Source organism: Bradyrhizobium sp. WYCCWR15520 (assembly GCF_056174665.1).
In genome coordinates, this window is the sequence record NZ_JBWBWM010000029.1 from 41530 (window position 1) to 62202 (window position 20673).

The 20673-nt window shown below is 64.3% G+C and carries 16 protein-coding genes; 7 read left to right on the forward strand and 9 right to left on the reverse strand.

Annotated features, from left to right (window positions below; all coding sequences use genetic code 11):
- Positions 1-2: 2 nt before the first annotated feature.
- Positions 3-239 (reverse strand): DUF1127 domain-containing protein, encoded by a 237-nt coding sequence (locus AC0QUY_RS29315; protein ID WP_161855787.1) that lies wholly within the window; start codon positions 237-239, stop codon positions 3-5.
- Between the two features lie 175 nt (positions 240-414).
- On the opposite strand from AC0QUY_RS29315, the gene AC0QUY_RS29320 reads away from it, so the two are divergent.
- On the forward strand, positions 415-1755 hold the full coding sequence (locus tag AC0QUY_RS29320) for an aminotransferase-like domain-containing protein (RefSeq protein WP_161855788.1): 1341 nt from the start codon (positions 415-417) through the stop codon (positions 1753-1755).
- Positions 1756-1757: 2 nt separating this feature from the next.
- On the opposite strand, the gene AC0QUY_RS29325 is transcribed toward AC0QUY_RS29320, so the two are convergent.
- Positions 1758-2366 carry a YdcF family protein gene (locus tag AC0QUY_RS29325; protein ID WP_475389719.1) on the reverse strand — a complete coding sequence of 203 codons (609 nt, stop codon included), beginning with the start codon at positions 2364-2366 and terminating at the stop codon, positions 1758-1760.
- A 95-nt stretch (positions 2367-2461) separates the two neighbouring features.
- Positions 2462-3067, reverse strand: a complete 606-nt coding sequence (locus AC0QUY_RS29330) for a hypothetical protein (protein ID WP_475389721.1) — start codon at positions 3065-3067, stop codon at positions 2462-2464.
- Positions 3068-3136: 69 nt separating this feature from the next.
- Between AC0QUY_RS29330 and AC0QUY_RS29335 the strand changes: the two genes are divergently transcribed.
- On the forward strand, positions 3137-3571 hold the full coding sequence (locus AC0QUY_RS29335) for a hypothetical protein (RefSeq protein ID WP_057861867.1): 435 nt from the start codon (positions 3137-3139) through the stop codon (positions 3569-3571).
- Between the two features lie 20 nt (positions 3572-3591).
- Here AC0QUY_RS29335 and AC0QUY_RS29340 read toward each other — a convergent pair whose 3' ends face one another.
- Together AC0QUY_RS29340 and AC0QUY_RS29345 are read right to left on the reverse strand one after the other, a co-directional pair.
- Complete coding sequence (locus AC0QUY_RS29340) at positions 3592-5994, reverse strand: EAL domain-containing protein (protein WP_475389722.1); 2403 nt, start codon at positions 5992-5994, stop codon at positions 3592-3594.
- 358 nt (positions 5995-6352) lie between these two features.
- Entirely contained in the window at positions 6353-6859 is a 507-nt protein-coding gene (locus tag AC0QUY_RS29345) for a YciE/YciF ferroxidase family protein (protein ID WP_475389723.1), read from the reverse strand.
- Positions 6860-7248: 389 nt separating this feature from the next.
- Here AC0QUY_RS29345 and AC0QUY_RS29350 point away from each other — a divergent pair, with 389 nt between their 5' ends.
- Complete coding sequence (locus AC0QUY_RS29350; RefSeq protein WP_475389724.1) at positions 7249-8313, forward strand: lysylphosphatidylglycerol synthase transmembrane domain-containing protein; 1065 nt, start codon at positions 7249-7251, stop codon at positions 8311-8313.
- A 151-nt stretch (positions 8314-8464) separates the two neighbouring features.
- Positions 8465-10393, forward strand: coding sequence for an SGNH/GDSL hydrolase family protein (locus tag AC0QUY_RS29355; protein WP_475389768.1), 1929 nt, complete (start codon positions 8465-8467; stop codon positions 10391-10393).
- A 29-nt stretch (positions 10394-10422) separates the two neighbouring features.
- Here AC0QUY_RS29355 and AC0QUY_RS29360 read toward each other — a convergent pair whose 3' ends face one another.
- Both AC0QUY_RS29360 and AC0QUY_RS29365 read right to left on the reverse strand, forming a co-directional pair.
- The gene (locus AC0QUY_RS29360) at positions 10423-11025 is read right to left on the reverse strand and encodes a DUF2147 domain-containing protein (RefSeq protein WP_161855795.1); all 603 of its coding nucleotides are present in this window, start codon (positions 11023-11025) and stop codon (positions 10423-10425) included.
- A 115-nt stretch (positions 11026-11140) separates the two neighbouring features.
- Positions 11141-12169, reverse strand: a complete 1029-nt coding sequence (locus AC0QUY_RS29365) for an NAD(P)/FAD-dependent oxidoreductase (protein ID WP_475389725.1) — start codon at positions 12167-12169, stop codon at positions 11141-11143.
- Between the two features lie 157 nt (positions 12170-12326).
- Here AC0QUY_RS29365 and AC0QUY_RS29370 point away from each other — a divergent pair, with 157 nt between their 5' ends.
- Together AC0QUY_RS29370 and AC0QUY_RS29375 are read left to right on the forward strand one after the other, a co-directional pair.
- The gene (locus tag AC0QUY_RS29370; protein ID WP_475389726.1) at positions 12327-12782 is read left to right on the forward strand and encodes an acyl-CoA thioesterase; all 456 of its coding nucleotides are present in this window, start codon (positions 12327-12329) and stop codon (positions 12780-12782) included.
- Positions 12779-13888 (forward strand): alpha/beta hydrolase family protein, encoded by a 1110-nt coding sequence (locus AC0QUY_RS29375; protein ID WP_475389727.1) that lies wholly within the window; start codon positions 12779-12781, stop codon positions 13886-13888. Before AC0QUY_RS29370 ends, AC0QUY_RS29375 begins: the two co-directional genes overlap by 4 nt.
- Positions 13889-13902: 14 nt before the next feature.
- On the opposite strand, the gene AC0QUY_RS29380 is transcribed toward AC0QUY_RS29375, so the two are convergent.
- Both AC0QUY_RS29380 and AC0QUY_RS29385 read right to left on the reverse strand, forming a co-directional pair.
- The gene (locus AC0QUY_RS29380) at positions 13903-14223 is read right to left on the reverse strand and encodes a 2Fe-2S iron-sulfur cluster-binding protein (protein ID WP_057835376.1); all 321 of its coding nucleotides are present in this window, start codon (positions 14221-14223) and stop codon (positions 13903-13905) included.
- A 131-nt stretch (positions 14224-14354) separates the two neighbouring features.
- Positions 14355-14732, reverse strand: a complete 378-nt coding sequence (locus AC0QUY_RS29385) for an Hpt domain-containing protein (protein ID WP_161855799.1) — start codon at positions 14730-14732, stop codon at positions 14355-14357.
- Positions 14733-15120: 388 nt separating this feature from the next.
- Here AC0QUY_RS29385 and AC0QUY_RS29390 point away from each other — a divergent pair, with 388 nt between their 5' ends.
- Entirely contained in the window at positions 15121-20457 is a 5337-nt protein-coding gene (locus AC0QUY_RS29390) for an apolipoprotein A-IV repeat region-like domain-containing protein (protein WP_475389729.1), read from the forward strand.
- Positions 20458-20673: the final 216 nt, after the last annotated feature.

A 20673-nucleotide genomic window follows, 5' to 3' on the forward strand; every position in this document is an offset into this window, starting at 1 on the left:
TCTCACATCGTCCGCCCGAACGTCGGATCAATCAGGCCGCGCACGGCCGTCTCGATCTGGCTGCGCTCCACCCCGATATCGCGAAGCGCGCGGTCGTCCAACTCGCTCAGCGTTTTGACGGCTTCGCGGTGCGCAAAATGGGTGATGATGCCGTTCACCCAGCCCTCGAGCAGGCGGAAAAATCCGGTCCGCGCATTTCGGGACGCAGGCTGACCTGCCGTCTGGGATACCGTCGTCATCGTTCTTCTCCTTGCTTTTGCGCGGCAAACCGCTGCCGCCGACGCAAACGCCCAATGCGCTTGCGCCTATTGATCCGATTGCTTGCACCCCTCTCAGTGCAATCTCTGGCTTGATGGGTTCAAAATGATCCGATACATTTCTCGGTGCAAGGAAAACATTGCTCTCGGTGCAATTATGTCAAAGTTCGAGTACCTGAAGCTTGCCGATACCGTCGCTGCCGAGATCGCCAATGGCGCGCTCAAGCCCGGCGACCGCCTGCCGCCGCAGCGCAGCTTCGCCTACGAGCGCAAGATCGCAGTCTCGACCGCGAGCCGCGTCTACACCGAGCTGTTGCGCCGTGGCCTTGTGGTCGGCGAAGTCGGGCGCGGCACATTCGTTTCAGGTGAGACGCGCCGTGGTGTCGCGATGCCGGTCGAACCGCGCGGCGCGCGCATCGACCTGGAAGTGAATTATCCGATACTGCCGACGCAATCGGTGATGATCGCAAGAAGCCTTGCGGGACTGGAACGCCCCGAAGTGCTCGATCTCGCGTTGCGGCACTCGACCACGACAGGCACGCTGGCGGCGCGGACCATTTCCGCCGAATTTCTCTCCCGCGAGGACTGGACCCCGGCCCCCGATCAGCTCGTCTTCACCGCAAACGGCAGGCAATGCATCGCCGCCGCCCTTGCGGCGATGGTGCCAAGCGGCGGCCGCTGCGGCGTCGAGGCCTTGACCTATCCCTTCATCAAGGACATCGCCGTCAGGCTCGGCGTGACGCTGGTGCCGCTCGCGATGGACGAGCACGGCGTTCGCCCGGACGCAGTGCAGAAGGCTCACCGCGAAGCGCATTTGTCGGCGCTCTACCTTCAGCCGACGATTCAAAACCCGCTCGGCATGACCATGCCGCCGGCGCGCCGGGCCGATTTGCTGCGCGTGGTCGAGAAACTCGGCCTCACCATCATCGAGGATACGGTCTACGGCTTTCTCGACGAAGAAACGCCGATGGCCGCGCTCGCCCCGGATAGCTGCATCACCCTCGACAGCCTGTCGAAGAAGGTGGCGCCCGGCCTTGCGCTCGGCTTCATCGTTTCGCCGCCGCGCCTTCGCGAACGCGTCATGGCCGCGGTTCGATCGGGCGGATGGACGGCTTCCGGATTTGCGTTTGCTGCCGGGCAGCGGCTGATGGCTGATGGCACGGTCGCCGAACTGTCACGCCTGAAACGGATCGACGCGGCGCGGCGCCAGCAGATGGCGGCCAAATACCTCGCCGGCTTCGAGGTTCAGGCCAACGTCAAATCCTACCATCTTTGGCTGACCTTGCCGCAGCATTGGCGCTCGCAGACATTCGTCGCGGCCGCGGCCCGCCGCGACATCGCGCTGACGCCCTCGACCACCTTTGCGGTAACTCCCGGTCATGCCCCCAATGCCGTTCGCTTGGCGCTCGGCGCCCCCACCACCGAACAGCTCGATCTGGCGCTGCGCACGCTGTCGGGGATGCTGACGGCGAAGGAAGACGTCGACACGACCGAATAGCGCTATCGGTCGCAGGTTTCGCCCGCCGGCCACTCCGCGATAAAGCCCCTCGCCTTGTAGGGCTCGATCTTGTCCCATTCACCGAGCATGCGGCGGCTGAATTCCGCGTCGGCGTGCCAAAGCGCCCGCGGCGTCTTGAAGCTATCGACCATGACCAGCATCTTCTCCACTTCCGGCCAGTGCCGGTGCAACGTCATCGGATAGCGGCGCGCCGTCCAGGTATTGCCGAGGCAGATCACGCTGCGGATGTTGCCGAGCCCCAGCGCGGCGTCGATGATGGGCAGCGAATAGATCACGTTCTCGCCGGTGTTCATCGCGCGATCCTCTCTCAGGATGATGTTGGCCGGAACGCCGCGCGCCATCATTGCATCGGCAATGATCGCGCATTCCGAGCGGTCCGATCCCGGCGTCACTCCGCCGCTCACGATGGTCCAGCGGAAATATCCCGCCCGCCACAGCCGGCAGGCTTCGTCGACACGTTCGTCGACATCCTGGCGCGTACCGAACACGAACAGCAGGTCGGCCGGCCGCAGCGGTGTCTCGACCAGATGCCGCGCATTGATCGCGGCAATCTCGGCTTCGGTCGGCGATCGCGTCGTCGGAATTGTCACGGCCACTCGCTTCGTATCAGGGAATGCCGCACAAAGTGCCGCGCCTTGTGGCGCTTCGCGAAATCACATTTCGTGTCGCTTGATTGCGAATCAGACTACGGCAGCAGTGTCTCGGGAAGCGCGTCGAACGAATATCTGCGCGGCCGATTGCGCTTGATGAAGCCGCCGACGGTCCAGGAAAACCAGATCGCCATGCCGACCAGAAACAACGCGCCGATGAATTCGGATGTCGCGAGCGCCCGTACAAGAAGTCCGACCATGGCGACGGCCAGCAGCGCCAGCATTGCAACTGCCACGGCATAGGTCACCGTCCCGATGCCGCCGGTCAGGGAAGCCGTACTGCCCGCCGCCTTCATCCTTCGATGCAGCTCGGTGATGAAGGCGCGGTAGCCCTGGTCCTGCGGCGTCATCAATGCAACCGTCTGCCAGCTCGTCGAAAGGATGGCGATCCGTCCGCCGCCGGTCCTTGCGATATCGGCGCGAAAGCGGTGGGATTGCATCGTCATCGGCCGATATGACAGGCGGATCGAAGCAATCTCGGCATAGGGCCATACGCCGGACCGGCTGCCGATCCGCCACGACAATCCGGCGTCCGTCAGTTCGAATTGCTGCGCCGACGAGATCAGCGACGCCTTGTAGGCGTAGCTGACCGTGCGCGCGCCCTCGCCTTCCGTTGCCTGGTTCGGTAGTGATGTCGGCAATTCAAAATATCCGTGACGTTTGAGCCCGCCTGCTTGCGCGGCGCGCCGGCTTTACCTTACAAGCGGGCCATGGCCCAGACGACTTATTTTCCGCGCCGCCTGATCCTGGCCGGCGCGATAGTTTCCGGAGTGCTGCTGGCGCTTGCCGTGCACATGCTGGGCGCGCGCTACGGGCTCGATCTCGGCGGCCTGTGGCGGTCCAATACCGGCGAGTTCATGCCCGCGGGCGCGGCGATCGCGTGGTGGCTGATTGCGACCGTGGGCTTTTCCGGCGGCTATTTCACCGCCAATTTGATGCATGGCGCGGCCTCGGGCCAGATTCCGCAACGGATGCGGCAGTTCCTGATCGTGGTCGGTGTGCTGATCCTTGCCGGAGCCGGACAGGCCGCCTCGGCGCCGAGCCCGGTCCCGACCGTATCGGGCGTGCTCGCCGGTCTCGCCGCCCTGTGCCTCGGTGCCGTGATGGCGTTTTGCGGCGCGCATTTCGCGCTGCGCAAGGCCTGAGGAAAGCAGGCTTAAAACAATCAGGCGACGACCTTCGCGCGGGCCTTCGACAGCATCGTTTCCACCTCGGCCACGGGACGCGGCGGGCTGAACAAATAGCCTTGCGCCTGTGTGCAACCTTCCTGGCGCAACAGGTCGAACTGCTCGACGGTCTCGACGCCTTCCGCCGTGGTGACGATGCCCAGACTCTTGCCGAGGCCGGTCACGGCGCGGACGATCGCCATCGAATCATCGCGCGTCGCCAGTTCAGTGATGAACGAGCGGTCGATCTTGATCTTGTCGAACGGGAAGCTGCGCAGGTAGCTGAGCGAAGAGTATCCGGTTCCGAAGTCATCGAGCGAAATCCGCACCCCGAAGGCGCGAAGCTCGTGCAGAACGGAAAGCGTGGCCTCACTGTTCTGCAGCAATACCGATTCCGTGATCTCGAGCTCAAGCCGGTCCGCCGGAAGACCGGAGGCTTTCAGCGCCTCCTTCACCGTCAACACCAGATTGGGATTCTTGAACTGCACCGGCGAGAGATTGACGGCGACACCGACATCCCGCGACCACCGGGCGGCGTCCATGCAGGCCTGGCACAACACCCACTCGCCGATCGGCACGATCAGGCCGGTTTCCTCCGCCAGCGGAATGAAGTTGACCGGAGAGATCATGCCGCGCAGCGAATGATTCCACCGCACCAGGGCTTCGAAGCCAACGACGACGTCTTTGGCGACGTCGCGGATCGGCTGGTAATAGACTTCGAACTCCTTGCGCTGTAGCGCCGCGCGCAAGTCGAGTTCCAGGAGCCGCCGCGCCTGCGCGCGGGCGTCCATCCCGGTCTCGAAGAAACGATAGGTGCCGCGGCCGTCTTCCTTGGCGCGATAGAGCGCGAGATCGGCCTTCTTGAGCAGCTCGTCGGGATTCTTGCCGTCTTCCGGCGCCAGCGAAATGCCGATGCTGACGCCGATGACGAGCTGGTGGCCGGCGATCTCGTAAGGCGCGGAAACCTGCTCGACGACGTGGCCGGCGAGCAAGGCGACGGCGGACGGATCGCAATCGTTGCAGAACTGCACGATGGCGAATTCGTCGCCGCCGAGCCGCGCCACCGTATCGTTCTCGCCGATGCATGCGCCGAGGCGACGGGCGACTTCCTTCAACAGCGCGTCGCCAACGGGATGGCCGAGCGAATCGTTGATGTCCTTGAAGTGGTCGAGGTCGAGACAGAGCACCGCGAGCTGATCGCTGCGCTTGGCGAGCCGCAACGCCTTTTCGAGCTGCTCGCGGAATAGTATCCGGTTCGGCAGATTGGTCAGCGCGTCATGGCGCGCCATGTGGGAAATCTGTTCCTGGGCCTGCTGCCATTCGGTGATGTCTTCGAAGGTAGCGACCCATCCGCCGCCGTTCTTGGGCTGATCGACCACGCGGATCGACCGTCCATTCCGGGTCAACGTCCTGGTCACGCTGTCGCCGGCCCTGGCGGCGGCAATCACGCTGGCGACGAACTGATCGGGATCACCGTCCCAGCGATTGAGCGCCTTCTGCTGCCGAAGCACGTCGAGCAGCAAACGGCCTTGAAGAGCCATGCCGGTGCGCCCCATCATTTCGGCATAGCGTTGATTGTTGAGCAGGATGCGGCCATCCGCATCGAACATGCAAAGTCCCTGCGACATGTTGTCGAGCGCGGTATCGAGCAGGACTTTCTGACTATGGAGTTCGCCCTTGGCGCGGCGGTCGATCATCGCCGCCAGCAGCGACAGGCCGAGGATGGCGAATGCCGCGACCGCCGTCAGGAACGATAGCGCGGTCGGGGAAATCGACATCGTGTCGGAGCCGAGAGTCGGATCCGGAATCAACGTGACCGCGCCCATCGCCGTGAAATGATGCGAGACGATGGCAACCGTCAGCAGCCCGGTGGCGGCCATGGTATGGACCGGATTGTCACGGCGTATCGCGACAAGAAGCGCGATGGCCGCGAACAGGCTGCCAAACACGATCGAGGCCAGCACGAGGCCGTGCGACCATACAATGAACGCCGGCAGCTCGAGCGCTGCCATGCCGGTATAGTGCATCGCTGCGACACCGCCGCCGATGACGGCGCCGCCAAGGGCAACCACCCACCGACGTGAACTGGATAACGCAATGCAAAGACCGGTGGCCACGATGGCTATCGCGAAGACCAGCGACAACAAGGTGACGGGTATGCTGTATCCGGCACCTGCACCCGGATCGTAAGCCAGCATCGCGACGAAATGAGTGGCCCAGATTCCACAGCCTCCGACAGCCGCGTCGAGGCCGATCCAGACCGCGCGCGTCCGGCCGCGCGACGCCCTGGCGCGATGAAACAGGCTGATGGCGACAGCGCTGGCGAGCCAGCAGATGGTGCCTGCCAATACGACCAGGCGCCAATCATGTTCAGTGGTGAGGCAAGTTAAGACGCGGTACATTACAGACTCCCCCAGCGGTCTGTAACAACGGTCCCATTCGTATATTTGGAGTAACCACCGCAATCCGGACTGGGCGGATGGTGAACAAACGTTTTGGAACTCAACCGGCCGCAGCGTGCCGATGGTTAACGGGCGTTAGCGAGCACCACAGCTGCAGCGGGGCCCGAAAAGCGGCCTGGATCTGAGGTGAGCGTTGCGCATGGGTCATCCCTTCAGGGCGCCCATCCGCTCAAACGGGTCCGTTTCAATATAACATTTCGCTAGAGATCGAAGCATGAATGCAACCGCCGCCCGCGCGAGAAAAACGCCGCGCGAGATATTCTTCCCGCGCGGCGTTTTGCCTCAACCAGGGCGACGATCAGCTAGCGGCGCGCAGGTTGACCTTGCCTTCCGCCAGCGAGGTCAGCTTCTTGTCGGTCGTCTTTTCCTCGTCGAGCGTCTGCTGCAGGATGCTGGCGCAATCGTTGCGCCCAAGCTGCCGCGCCCACGCAATCAGGCTGCCGTAGCGGGTAATTTCATAGTGCTCGGCGGCCTGCGCGGCGTTGATCAGCGCTGCGTCCAGCACAGCCTTGTCTTCGACCTCGGCCGCAACTTCATCGGCTTCCTCGATGATGCCGTCGATTGCCGGGCAATCGACCGCCTTCACCTCGGCGCCGTGCATGCGGAACACCTCTTCCAGGCGCTGTACATGCGTCCTGGTTTCGTCGAGATGCGTCAAAAAGCCCTGCTTTAGCTGCTTGTCGGTGGCCTTGTCGGCCATTTTCGGCAGCGCCTTCACGAGTTGTTTCTCGGCGTAATAGATGTCCTGCAATTGGTGGATGAACAGGTCGTTCATGGTCTTGATGTCTTTGGTGAAGAGTCCCATTGCCGTCGTCCTCCGTTTGGAACACGCGGGTGCACGGCCTGGTTTTTGGCCCCGTCGCGCGCTTCGTGTTCGATGCTGATGGAGGCTAACCGGCTCGCGAATGCGATGTTCCTAATGGCCCCGAAAACGTCGCGATGGAACGCTGGAACGCCGCGGCCAAAAACAGCACCGCGGAAACGGACCTCATTGCGACTCAAAATCGTTAACGCAGCGACATATGTAGGGCGTATGACAAAGACGGCGAGCGAAGCCAAAAGGCATGCTTGTCAAGGGCTGCACAACCGTCCGGTTTTGGCTTATGGGTTGCGCGCACGGTGCCCTCTGCCCGTCGACTGTCACGTGCCGTGACAGGCCCACCTTTACCTATTGCCGCCCCGCCGGGAGGATGAATGCATCGGCTGCTGACCGCGCTCGGGCGCGGCTTCAAGGAGAAGATCGGCTGGAAACGGCTAGGAATCGCTGCGAGTCTTCTCATCATAGCTCTTGCGATCACCCATCTGGTTCGCACCCTCAGGGGTGTCGATACCGGGGTGATTCTGACTGCGCTGACCGAAATCGCGCCGCATCGCATTGCGCTAGCGGCGCTGTGCGTGGTCGGTGCGTTCTGCACGCTCACTTTCTATGATTTCTTCGCATTGCGAACCATTGGCAAGAATCACGTCCCTTACCGCATCGCCGCGCTGTCGAGCTTCACCAGCTACACCATCGGCCACAATATCGGCGCCACCGTCTTTACCGGCGGCGCGATCAGGTTCCGGATTTATTCCGACTACGGCCTGACGGCGATCGATGTCGCAAAAATCTGCTTTCTCTCGGGCCTCACCTTCTGGCTCGGCAATCTGTTCGTGCTCGGCTGCGGCATGGCCTGGCATCCCGAAGCGGCATCGGCGATGGACCTGCTGCCGCCGGCGATGAACCGGCTGATCGCGATCGGCTGCCTGGCCGGCATCGCGGCGTATTTCGTCTGGTTGCTGATGGGCAAGGGCCGCCGCGAGCTCGGGCAGAACGGCTGGAAAGTCGTATTGCCCTCGGCGCGACTGACGCTGCTGCAGGTCCTGATCGGCGTCGTCGATCTCGGCTTCTGTGCGCTGGCGATGTATCTGTTGATGCCGATGTCGCCGCATATCGATTTCGTTTCGCTGGCGGTGGTGTTCATCCTGGCGACGCTGCTCGGCTTTGCCAGTCACGCGCCCGGCAGCATCGGCGTGTTCGACGCGGCGATGCTGGTGGCGCTGCCGCAGTTCGGCAAGGAACAATTGCTCGCGACGCTGGTGGTGTTCCGAATTCTATATTTCCTGATCCCGTTCGGCATCTCGATCTGGATCATGGGGACGCGCGAGCTCTGGCTCAGCGTGGTGCAGCCTTGGCTGGAACGCCGCCGGCTCAGCGAAGCCTGCACCGCCAAGGCCAGGGTGCGGCAACGTGTCGAGAGAGGCCAATCCCGCGGCCAGTAACGCCGTCGTTATCTGCGCCGTCTGGTCTTTTGGGCCGAAGCTGGCTCATTCTCTTATTTCCGCCTTACCGCTAACGTCAAACGACGCCATGGCTGGAATTCTCATACGTTCGATGATGTCGGTCGCGCTGATTGCCGCTGGGCTGGTCGGCATGTCCGCATCCGCTGCGCAGGCCCAGACCGCCGGCGGCTATGGGCCGCTGCAGATTTCCTGGGAAGTGCGCAACCGCTTCCGCCTGTTCCGCGAGGAGCGGGACTTCCTGCTGCACGCAGAAGCCGGGCGCGGCCGCAGCGTGCTGGCGTCGGAGCAGGTGCTGGCAATCCAGAGCGACGGTCGCGGCTGGGCGCGCAACACCGTGAACCGACTCTGTATCGATCTCGCCGGCCGCGTCAGCGAACCCTGCAACCGCGACAACGTCAAGGAAAGCTATCTGACGCCGATCGATCATCCGGTCGTGATCCGTCTGACGGGCCCGATGCCGGTCGGCGCCACCTGCGCCTGGACGGTGGACGACGGCGACGGCCCGCAGACTTCGACCTTTGACTGCGCCGAACCGGTCAATCTGCGGGTCCGCTATGGCCGCACCACAGTCGTGACCGCCGACATATCCAGTTCGGAAGGCACTCAGCGCGCTTTCACCGAGATCGCGGTGCGCGACATCTTCATCGCAGGCATCGGCGACAGCATCGCTTCCGGCGAAGGAAATCCGGACCGCCCGATTGCGCTCGCCGATGAAGGCTTTTGCTTCCGCTCCTATCTCGGAACGGCAGCCGCGCAATATTACCGGCCGAGCCGCGCGGGCTATAAAGGCGGGCGCGCCTGCGAGGCGCCCGATTCTCTCACCGTCTGGCAGCGGCAGAGCGCGCTCTGGTTCAACCCCGCCTGCCACCGTTCGCTCTACAGCTATCAGACCCGGACCGCGCTGGCGCTCGCCATCAGATATCCGCACATCGCGGTGACCTATCTGCCGCTGGCCTGCACCGGCGCCACCATTGCCGATGGACTATTCGGCTCGCAGCGCGCCCGCGATTGCCTGCCGTCGAAAGCGGGCGGCGCATGTCAGGGCACCGTCAACGGACAACTGGCCGAGTTGCGCGAAGCCGTCGCCGCCGCAAAGCGCCGGCAGTCGGACCGTCAGCTCGACCTGGTGCTGTTGTCGATTGGCGCCAACGACATCTATTTCTCCGGCCTCGTCGCCGACGTCATCGTGGACACCGCGACCGAACGCGCGCTGTTTCGGCGCAGCGGCGTGATGGCTTCGGTCGACGATGCACGCAGCGCCATGGCGCGGGATCTGCCGCAGGGCTTTGCCAAGCTGCGCGAGGCGCTCAAGCCCCTTGTCGGTGGCGACCTGTCGCGGGTCGTCTACACCTCCTACGCCAATCCGACGCTTGTGAATGGCGGTGCTCCCTGCCCCGGCGGACGCGGCGGCTTCGACATTCATCCCTCCTTCAATGCCCAGCCGCAGCGGCTGACCGCCGTGTCAAACTTCGTCGAAAACGAATTCCTGCCGCAGCTACGAGGGCTGGCGCTCTGCGAGGGCGGCATCTTGTGCCGCAATCCGCGCACCGACCGCATGACCTTCGTCGACAGCCATCAGGCTGCTTTTGCCAGCCACGGCTTCTGCGCGCGCGCCGAAAGCGATCCCGAATTCGACCGGCAGTGCTTTTCGGCGAAGGGCGACAGCTTCGATCCCGATATCGTCACGGCGGCCAACCAGCCGATGCTGTGCGGCCGCAGCGCCGGCGAGTATCGCGCCTATCTGCCGCGCGCGCGCTGGATCCGCGATGCCAATGACAGCTACTTCGCCGCGATGACCTATCCGCAAGGCCTGCCGACGTCGCAGCAGCCGTCCGACATCCATGACGCAACTTGGGGCGTGTTGTCGGCGGTCTATGGCGGCGCGGTGCATCCGAGCGCCGAGGGCCACGCTGCAATGGCGGATGCAGCCGTGCCGGCCGCCGCCGCCGTGCTGCAGCTAGATGCGGCGGTGCCTGAAGTCACTTCGCAGCCGATCGCGCCACCGGCACAGATGCAAAATGCGCCGCGGCCGCCGGGCCGCAGCGGCGGGCTGTACTAGCAAGGCGACATCGCTTCGCAGCGCGTTTGCTATTTGGCAGGCGCGGGTGCCGCAGGCACCGGAGTGGTGGCCTTCTTGACGGCCGGAGCCTTCGCCGGTGGTTGTTTCATCGCCGCGGCGTGCGCCGGCAGATATTTGGCGATGATCGCAGGATCGACTTGCGCCAGCGTCGTGTCCGGCAAGCGGTTCCAGACCTCATCCTTGCCCAGCAGCGAGATGCCGAGATAACCGCGCATCGTCAGCGTCTGCCCGTCGGGACTGAGCGTCATCTTGGCTTTGTAGATCTTGCCATCGCGCGGATCGAGCACGTTGCCGTTCTCGTATTTCAGGCCCTCCCGCTTCATGTCGCGGATGAAGGAGAGCCCGAGCCACGGCGCATCCTTGCGATCGTCGGTGCATTTCGCGCAGGTCGGATTGGGCGGATCGCCGGGCTGGAGAAAGAGCTTGGCGAACACGCCTTCGAACAGGCCGTTGCGATCGACCACCAGGAACCATCCGACCGGCTTGCCCTTCTCGACCTTCTCCCACAGCCCCGCCGCGGAAGGCTCCGCCGGTTGCGCGGCGAGCTCGCCGGTGAAGGCGAGACCGATCACGATCGAGAGCACCAGTTGAAATCCGGTCAGCTTGCGCATCGTCATCACCTGATCAATTCCCTAAATGAATGGCCGCAGACTAAGGCCATTTCGCGGAGGGTTCCAGTCGCGATCGTCGCCCCAACCAAGCACCGCGCCTAACATTTTTGGGAACTCAGGTGACCCCGAGCTTTTTCTGCAGGCTCGACGACGAGGTGGTGTACTGGAACACCAGCCGCTTGTCCGGATAGACGTAGCGGTGCGCTTTCTGCGCCATCAGCGCGCCCTCGTGGAATCCGGACAGGATCAACTTGAGCTTGCCGGGATAGGTGTTGATGTCGCCGATCGCGAAGATGCCGGGAACGTTGGTCTCGAACGCCGCGGTGTCGACCGGTACCAGATTGTTCTCGAGCGCGACGCCCCAGTTCGCGACGGGACCGAGCTTCATGGTCAGCCCGAAGAACGGCAGCATCGTATCGCACTCGATTTTCGAGATCGCGTTGTCGTTGCCCTTCATCACGGCGCCAGACAGCTTGCCGCCCTCACCTTGAAGCGACGTCACCTGACCGATCTTCAAATCCATCTTGCCGCTCGCGACCAGCGCGCGCATCTGCTCGACGCTGTGGGGCGCGGCACGGAAATCGTCGCGCCGGTGCAAGAGCGTCACGCGCTTTGCGATCGGATGCAGATTGAGTGTCCAGTCGAGCGCGGAATCGCCGCCGCCGACGATCAGGATACTCTTGTCGCGAAACTGCTCCATCTTGCGCACGGCATAGAACACCGAAGAGCCTTCATAGGCCTCGATGCCCGGCACCGGCGGACGCTTCGGCTGGAACGAACCGCCGCCTGCGGAAATCACCACCACCTTGCACTCGAATACCTTGCCGGCATCGGTCGTCACGCGGAACAGCGGATCGCCGATCTTCTCGATCGTCTCCACCATCTCGTTGAGATGGAAGGTCGGGCCGAACGGCTTGACCTGTTCGAGCAGCGCGTCGGTGAGGCCCTGCCCGGTGACGAAGGGGATGCCGGGAATGTCGTAGATCGGTTTTTCCGGGTAGAGCTCGGCGCACTGGCCGCCGATCTTGTCGAGGATGTCGACCAGATGCGTCTTCATGTCCAACAGGCCCAGTTCGAAGACGGCGAACAGTCCGCACGGACCCGCGCCAATAATCAGCACATCTGTTTTGATCGCTTCGCTCATATCAGCTTCTTTTCGGTTAAACTGTCGGGAAGGCCGCATCTGTCTAGCCAAGGCGGCGGCAACAGGAAAGCCAAATATCGCGTTCCCGGTCGCCGCAACCCCTTGCCGCCATTCGACAAGTGGGCTGTAAGGAGGCGAGATTTTCGGAGATGGCCCCGTGAACGCCCCCTTGCGTCCCGACGCGACCCCGCGTCTGGAAGATTTTCCCTATCGCCTGTCGGACAATGTGCGCTTTGCCGACCTTGATCCCAACCAGCATGTCAACAATGCGGTCTACGCGACCTATTTCGAAACCGGCCGCGTCACGCTGATGAAGGATCGCAGCTACGGGCTGATGCCGGAGGGCCTCGGCTGGATCATGGTGCGGATCGACATCCATTTCCGCGCCGAGTTGCGCTGGCCGGGCAAGATCGAATTGGGGCTCGGCGTCGCCAAATTCGGCCGCACCTCGGTGAGCTTCGATCAGGCGGTGTTTTCCGAAGGCAAATGCGTGGCTTCTGCGCGTGCGATCACGGTTCTGATCGATGAAGTCACGCGCAAGCCGGTGCCGCTGACACCTGAGCTGAAGGCAAAATTTGCGCCGTGGATCCGCCACGGCGTCGATCCCGGATGAGGTGGGCCGCGCTGCTCCTGCTTGTGGTCGCGAGCATCACGCCACGATCTGCCGCGGCGGCGGAATATCATCGCGAGGAGTTGCGCATTCCGATGGAGGCTGCGGGTCCGCGCGGACTTGAAGCGATGCTGCTCAGGCCCTCGGGCACGCGGCGTTATCCACTCGCCCTGATCAGCCACGGCACGCCGCGCGAGGGGCATGCACCGGCGCCGATGTCGCCGTACGGATCTTATCGCCAAGCGCTCGAATTCGCCCGGCGGGGTTTTGCGGCGCTGGTTTTCATGCGCAGGGGCTACGGCGATTCCGGCGGCCAATATGCCGAGAGCAGCGGCCCATGTGAGCGGCGCGACTACATGCGGGCGGCGCGCGAGTCGGCGAGCGATTTGCGGGCGGCGATCGAGGCCATGAGGAGCCGGACCGACGTTTCGACCGATGGCATGATCGCCGTCGGCGTCTCCGCCGGCGGTTTCGCATCGCTGGCGCTGACCGCCGATCCACCGCCGGGCCTCGTCGCCGCGATCAACTTCGCCGGCGGCCGCGGTTCGCGCGCCAACAACGAGGTCTGCGACGAGGATGCCCTCGTCCGCGCCTTCGCCACGCTCGGCAAGACATCGCGGATTCCGACGCTGTGGATCTATGCGCAGAACGACAGGTTCTTCGGACCAGAGCTGGTGCGCAGAATGCACGCTGGCTTTACCGGCGCCGGCGGGCGGGCTCAATTCGTCGACTTCCCGCCACATGGCGAAGATGGGCATTTTCTGTTTTCGCGTGGCATCCCGCTCTGGACGTCAGCGGTCGATGGCTTCCTGCGCGATCAAAATCTCGGAACGCGCGACATCGCCGCGATGCCGGCACCCTCGTCAATTCCACCGCCGCCGCAACTGCGCGACAAGGGGCGCGCGGGATTTGCCGATTATCTTTCCGCGAGCCCGCACAGGGCGTTTGCCGTCTCGCCAAAGGGCGCTTTTGCTTTCCGCAGCGCGCGCCGGTCGGCGCGCGAAGCGGCGGAAACAGCGCTTGCCGCCTGCGCAGAGTATGCGCCCGATTGCGCGCTATATGCGGTCGACGACCATCTCGCCGAAACCGCCAACGCCGGATCGCGCTGAACGTCCTCCGGACTTCAGGCCTGCCGCTCCGGCGTCGACACCACGAGACCGTCGAGGTCGTCGCTCACCTTGATCTGGCATGACAGGCGCGAGTTCGGCCGCACGTCAAAACCGAAATCCAGCATGTCTTCTTCCATCGGGGTCGGCGCGCCGACCTTCTCGCGCCAGGCTTCCTCGACATAGACGTGACACGTCGCGCAGGCGCAGGCGCCGCCGCATTCGGCCTCGATGCCCGGGATGGCGTTGCGAATCGCGGCTTCCATCACGGTCGCGCCGTTCTCGACTTCAATGGTTCGTTTTTCGCCCGTGTGGTCGACAAAGTGGATTTTGGCCATGATCGCTCGTGCTGCCGGAATCTGTGAGGAAGGTCCCGGCAGTCCTATAACGGGTCGATCCGTACAGCGCCAGCGGTCGGGACGAAAACCTTAAACGAGGCATTATACGAAGGTTTTGGCCGGTTTTCCGCTCAGGAACGGCGCAGAACCGCCTCGATCGCTTCCCGCGCCTGCGCAACTGCCTCGCCGAGTTCGGCGAGCGCCGCGGCGGCGTCGGAGCCGCTCGCGATGGCCGCCTCCAGCCGGGCTGCAGCCTCGGCGACGGCAAAGGCGCCGATCGCGCGGGCCGACCCCTTGAGCGTGTGCGCTAGCGCAGTGGCATCCGCAGGTGCGGCAGCGAGCGTGAGCACGAGTTTTAACGACTGGGCCGAGAACATCGTCAACACCTCCTGCTCGATACCGGCATCGCCGAGCGTCATGCGCTGCAGGTGGTCGAAGTCAATCGGCCCGCCGCCGGGAGCCAGCGGTGGCGATGGCATCCATTCAATCCGTTCGAGAGGAAGCGGCATGGCGTTGGGAGATCCCGCCCCCACCACTGATTCTCGGAGGGGCACTCTTGGGTGAGCCAACCACGACAGTGGTTAACGGAACGTTCTCCGAATTCGCCGTAATTTCTCCTTATTTTTGACAAAAATCTGTCTTGATCCGGAATCCGGTTCCAGAAATTTGTGTATCCGTAAGGCTTTAAGGAACAAAGCTGTTAACGATGATTAAGAATGTCTTAATCGCGGCCATTTCATTCGTATCGCTCTACCAATAGGATGTTTGCGGATGTGTGCGGACAAGCTGCCGGCGGGCACGCTTGCGGTCCGCTGGGGGTTATGAATCCGGCTTCGAGCTTGCGGGGGTTTTTGCAAGAACGGCTGGGCGCGTACGTTTAAGAGGGCTCGGACTGACATGGCGAACAATCCGAAAAAGGTCAAAGATCCCACCGAAGTCGCGCTCTCCGCCATTCAGGAAGCGCTCAACATCAGTGATACGTCCGTCGACCCCAACCGAAATTCGATCGGCGGTGAACTCGCGCCGCCGTCCATGCCCTCCGCCGCACCCTCCTATTCGGAAGCGCCGTTCGACACGCGCGGAAGCGCCGAGCGTCCCGTGTTCGATTCGATCGACGAGCCGCGCAGCCCCCGTCGCGCCGCCAATGACGATCGCGAAACCATCGGACAGATTCTGCAGGCGATCCAGAAGAACCACCCCGCCCGCAGCGTCTACACGCTTGCCACCGCCTTTGGCGGCGTCTGGGTGCTCGGTTGCGCCCTTCTGACCATCAGCTTCCTGCCCTCGCTGCAGGCGGCGATCGGACAGAGCGGTGGCGTGCTGGTGCTCGCCGGCCTTGCGGCGTTGTTCTTTGCGCCGGTGCTGTTGTTCTACTTCCTCGCCAGCCTTGCCTGGCGTGGCCAGGAAATGCGGATGATCGCGCAGTCGATGGCGCAGGTCGCGATCCGCTTCTCCGAGCCCGAGGGCGCCGCCGCCGATTCCATGGTGACCGTCGGCCAGGCGATCCGCCGCGAAGTCGCCGCGATGGGCGATGGCGTCGAGCGCGCGATCGCGCGCGCTGGCGAGCTGGAAACGCTCGTCGCCAACGAAGTCGCCGCGCTCGAGCGCGCCTATACCGACAACGAAGTGCGCATTCGCGCGCTGCTGCAGGACATCGCCCATCAGCGCGACAATCTGGTCGGCCAGGCCGAGCAGGTTCGCAGCGCCATTTCCGGCGTTCAGATCGATCTGCGCCACGACATCGCGCTGATCTCGGATGCGATCGCCTCGCGCGTCGACGAGGTCGCAAAAAGCATCACCGGCGCGCTGGAAGAGCGCGGCCAGCACATCACGAGTGCGCTCAGCCATGCCGGCGACAACATGATCCTCGCCCTCGGCGAGCGCGGCGGCGACCTGCTCGACCGCCTGGAAGAAGCCAGCGCCGAGACCACGCGCGCCGTGCTCGACGCCTCCGAGCGGCTGACCACCAGCCTCAACTTCAAGACCGGCCACGTCCACGACGAGTTCGTCGATCTCGCCGACCGCGTCCACGAGATGCTGAACGAACGCATCGACCGCATCACCGGCGAGTTCGAACAGCGCTCATCGACCATCGTCGACGGCATCTCCGACCGCACCGAACAGGTCCACGACTCCCTGAAGAACTCCTCCGACTCGCTGCTGCTCGAGCTCGAACTGCGTTCGGGCGATCTCGTCAGCAAGATCGACGATGCCGGCAACCGGTTGGCGAGCCGCATCCTCACCTCCGGCGACAAGGCCAGCGACGCGCTCGACGTGACCGTGAACACCTTGGTTGCCAAGGTGATCAGCCAGACCGAGAACGCACACGACAGCCTCGCGCTGCAGATGAGCGCGTACGACGAGCTGGTGAAGCACCAGGGCGCTGAGCTTGCGGAAAAGTTCGCCCGCGACAGCGGCACGCTCGGCGCGCTGATCACGCGGCACATCTCGGAGTTCGACCGCACCGTCAAGACCTTCGGCGGCGAGATCGTCGAGCGCATGGGCCAGCGGACCCAGGAGATATCGGACAGCCTGAAGAACTACGTCGACACCTTCGATACGCGCCTGGTCTCGAACAGCGGCGAGATCACCGCTTCCCTCGATCAGCGGCTGCTGCAATTCGAAACCCAGCTCGGCACCCGCGTCAGCAACCTCGACACCTCGCTCGACAGCAAGATCAAATGGTTCGATGAGGCCGTCGACGGTCGCCTGAAATCGCTGGAAGCGACGTTCGATAGCCGCGCCCAATCCGTCACCGAAACCATCGACAACCGCCTCAGCACGCTGTCGGGCTCGCTGACCGACGGCGCGGCGCAGGCGATCCAGTCGATCGACCAGCGACTCAGCCTGCTCACCTCCTCGCTGACCGAGGGCACCGCGCAAGCGATTGCAGCGGTCGACCATCGCATTACCAACGTCACCGAAACCATCGATGGCCGCAGCGCCCACCTGACCGACACCATCCAGGCGCGGTTCCAGGAAATTCACCAGGGAATGGAGACGCGGGTCGGCGAAATCGCTGCCGGCATTGAGACGCGGGTCGGCAATCTCACCAGCGGCATCGAGACCCGCGTCGGCGATCTCGCCAGCGGTATCGAAACCCGGGTCGGCGCCATCGCCGGCGACATCGACACCCGCGTTGCGCAGTTCGAGGATCTGCTCGGTTCGCGCATCGAGGCCGTTGCAGGCCGGATCGAAAGCAGCGGCCGCCAGGCCAGCGAAGACCTGATGTCGCGCGCCGAAATGCTGTCCTCCGGCATTAAGTCGCATGTCGAGGACGCCGAGCGTTCGCTGACCAACCTCGTGGTCAATACCGCCGAGACCATCCAGACCGGCGCGCGCACCGCGCAGCAGGCGCTGCTGACGGTTTCCTCCGATGTCGGCGCGCAGCTCAAACTTACCTCCGCCGAGGTCGAAGCCGCCCTCACCGCCGTCGGCACCGGCGCCGCCACTTCGATCCTGACCAGCGCCAAGGATGCCCAGACCACGCTGGTGTCGGCCTCCTCCGAGGCCGCTACGCAGATCAAGTCGCTCGCCGCCGACGTCGAGCGCACGCTCTCGGCCGCAGGCGACGCCACCGCCGCATCGGTTCTATCAGGCGCGCGCGAGGCGCAGAGCGCGCTGGTGACCGCGTCGGCCGACGCCGCCAGTCACGTCAAGTCGCTCGCCATCGATGTCGAGCGTTCGCTATCGATCGCCGGTACGGCGACCGCCGAGGCCGTCACCGCGGGCGCCCGCGAGGCACAGAGCACGCTGGTTGCCGCTTCCACCGAAGCCGCCAATCAGGTCAAGTCGCTCGCCGCCGACGTACAGCGCTCGCTGTCGCTTGCCGGCACGGCCACCGCCGAATCGATCACGGCCGGCGCCCGCGACGCCCAGAATACCCTGATGAGCGCGTCCGCCGAAGCGTCGACCCAGGTCAAGTCGCTCGCCGCCGACATGGAGCGTTCGCTCTCGATGGCCGGCAATGCCACCGCCGAGTCGATCACGACGGGCGCGCGCGAAGCCCAGAACACGCTGATGACGGCGTCTTCGGAAGCCACCAATCACGTCAAGTCGCTGGCGATCGACGTCGAACGCACGCTGACCGCGGTCGGCGCCGCCGCCGCCTCCACCCTCCTCGGCAGTGCGCGCGAGGCTCAGAGCTCGCTGTCCACGACTTCTGCCGAGGCTGCGAACCAGATCAAGGCGATCGCCGCCGACATGGAGCGTTCGCTCGGCGCCGTCACCGCCTCTACGACCGATACCATCCAGACATCGGCGCAGAACGCGCAGAGCGCGTTGGTCGCCGCGACCAACGAGGTCAGCTCCAAGGTCAAATCGACCTCGGCCGATATCGAGCGGTCGGTGCTCGCCGCGAGCAGCAATTTCGGTTCTACGATGACCGGCAAGACCGACGAAATCGTCACCTATGTTCAGCAGCAGACCGACCGTCTGGCGCAGATCGTGGACAGCCGCCGCGGTTCGCTGGTCGAGGCGCTCGGCGCCCGGGCCACGCAACTCACGACCGACATCGACCGCGTCACCGCCGACGCGCTCAAATCGATCGAAACCCGCGGCCAGGCGTTCTCGCAATCGATGTCGACCCACGGCTCGGACGTCGCGCGCACGATTACCACCGCCGGCGATCTCGCCACCGGCGCGGTGGCCAAGTCGCTGAAGGATCTCGAACAGGCGTCGCGTTCGGCCATCGACCAGTCGCGACAGGTGTCGATCGCCGCCGTCACCGAGATGCAGGAGACCAGCAAGATCCTGCGCACCGACACGGTCGCACTGTTCGAGCGGCTGCGCGAAGGCAACATCCTGCTGCAGGAGGTGCTGACCGGCGCCCACGACAACCTCAACTCGCTGGAACGCGCGCTGGTGACCCGCGTGGCCGACTTCGTGTCCGCCATGAACGACGTCACCGCCCGCAATGGCGTCGCCACGCAGACCCTGGAAGACCAGCTCACCGTCTTCAACGGCAAGACCACCAAGGCGCTGGAAGACCTCGGCTCGCTCTCCAGCGAGTTCGAGAAGCACGGCAAGGCGCTGGTCGAGGCGGCCAGCGTGGTAGAAAAGGCCAACCTCTCCACCACGACATCGGTCGCCGACCGCAAGTCGCAGCTTGAGTCTCTGGTGACCACCATCGACCTGCGCACCACCGACCTCGACCAGCGGCTGTCGCGCTTCACCGGCCTGCTCGACGAATCGCTCGCCGCGGCCGAAGAGCGCGCCCGCGACATCGCGCGCGTGGTCGCGGAGACCGCGGGCGCCGGATCGGCCGCGATCAGCCGCCAGTTCGAGGCGGTGCGCACTGCGGCCGAGAACGAGCGGCAGCAGACCCTCCATGCGATGAACGATCTGTACCAGCAGAGCACGCATGAAACCGATGCGATGTTCAAGCAATCGACCGAGAAGTTCGCTGCGATGGTGCAGACCATGAAGCAGATGGCCGCCGAGATGCATCAGGAGCTGGAGGCGACGCGCAACGAGCTGCGCCGCGGCGTGCTCGAGATGCCGCAGGAGGCCGCCGACAACACCGCGCAGATGCGCAAGGTGATCGTCGACCAGATCGAGGCGCTCGCCGAGCTCAACCGGATCGTCGCGCATCATGGCCGCGGCCTCGACGTCGTGACCTCCGGCCGCGCCAGCGTGCAACGCCAGGAGGAGCCGGTGATGGCCGCCGCGGTCAGCGGCCGCAACGAGGTGCGCATGCGCGACGCCGGCAGCGCTTCCACCCTGCCCCCGCCCGATCTCGGCATGCCGATGCCGATGCCCTCCCAGCGCCGCACCGAAGCCCCGCCGGTCTCGCCGGCTGCTCAGGACGCGGGACGCGACGGATGGCTTTCCGATCTGTTGAGCCGCACCGATGCCGGCGGACGCGAAACGCCGCGGGGCCGGCAGCAGGGCGCGGCCAACCCGCTGGAATCGCTGTCGCTCGACATCGGCCGGCTGATGGATCGCAACCTTGCCGCCGAAATGTGGGATCGCTACCAGCGCGGCGAGAGCAAGGCGTTCACCAAGCGCCTCTACACGCCCGCCGGCCAGAAGGCGTTCGACGAAGTCGCCCGCAAGTACCGCGCCGACCGCAGCTTCAAGCAGACGGTCGACCGCTACATCGCCGAGTTCGAACGGCTGCTGGACGAGGTCGCACGCGAGGATCGCGGACCGCAGGCGCTGCGCGGCCACCTCACCTCGGAGACCGGCATGGTCTACACCCTGCTCGCGCACGCGGCGGGACGGCTGGGGTAAGCGCTAATAGCGAGTGGCGAATAGCGAAAGAAAAACGGAGGCAGCGATGCCTCCGTTTTTCTTTTAGTCCTTGAAGCCTGAACCGAGCTATCTGTCCGTCGTCATTGCGAGGAACGCAGCGACGAAGCAATCCATTCTTTCTTGATGCGGCGCGATGGATTGCTTCGCTTCGCTCGCAATGACGGCTGGTTGCAGGAATTCCATCCGCTATTCGCT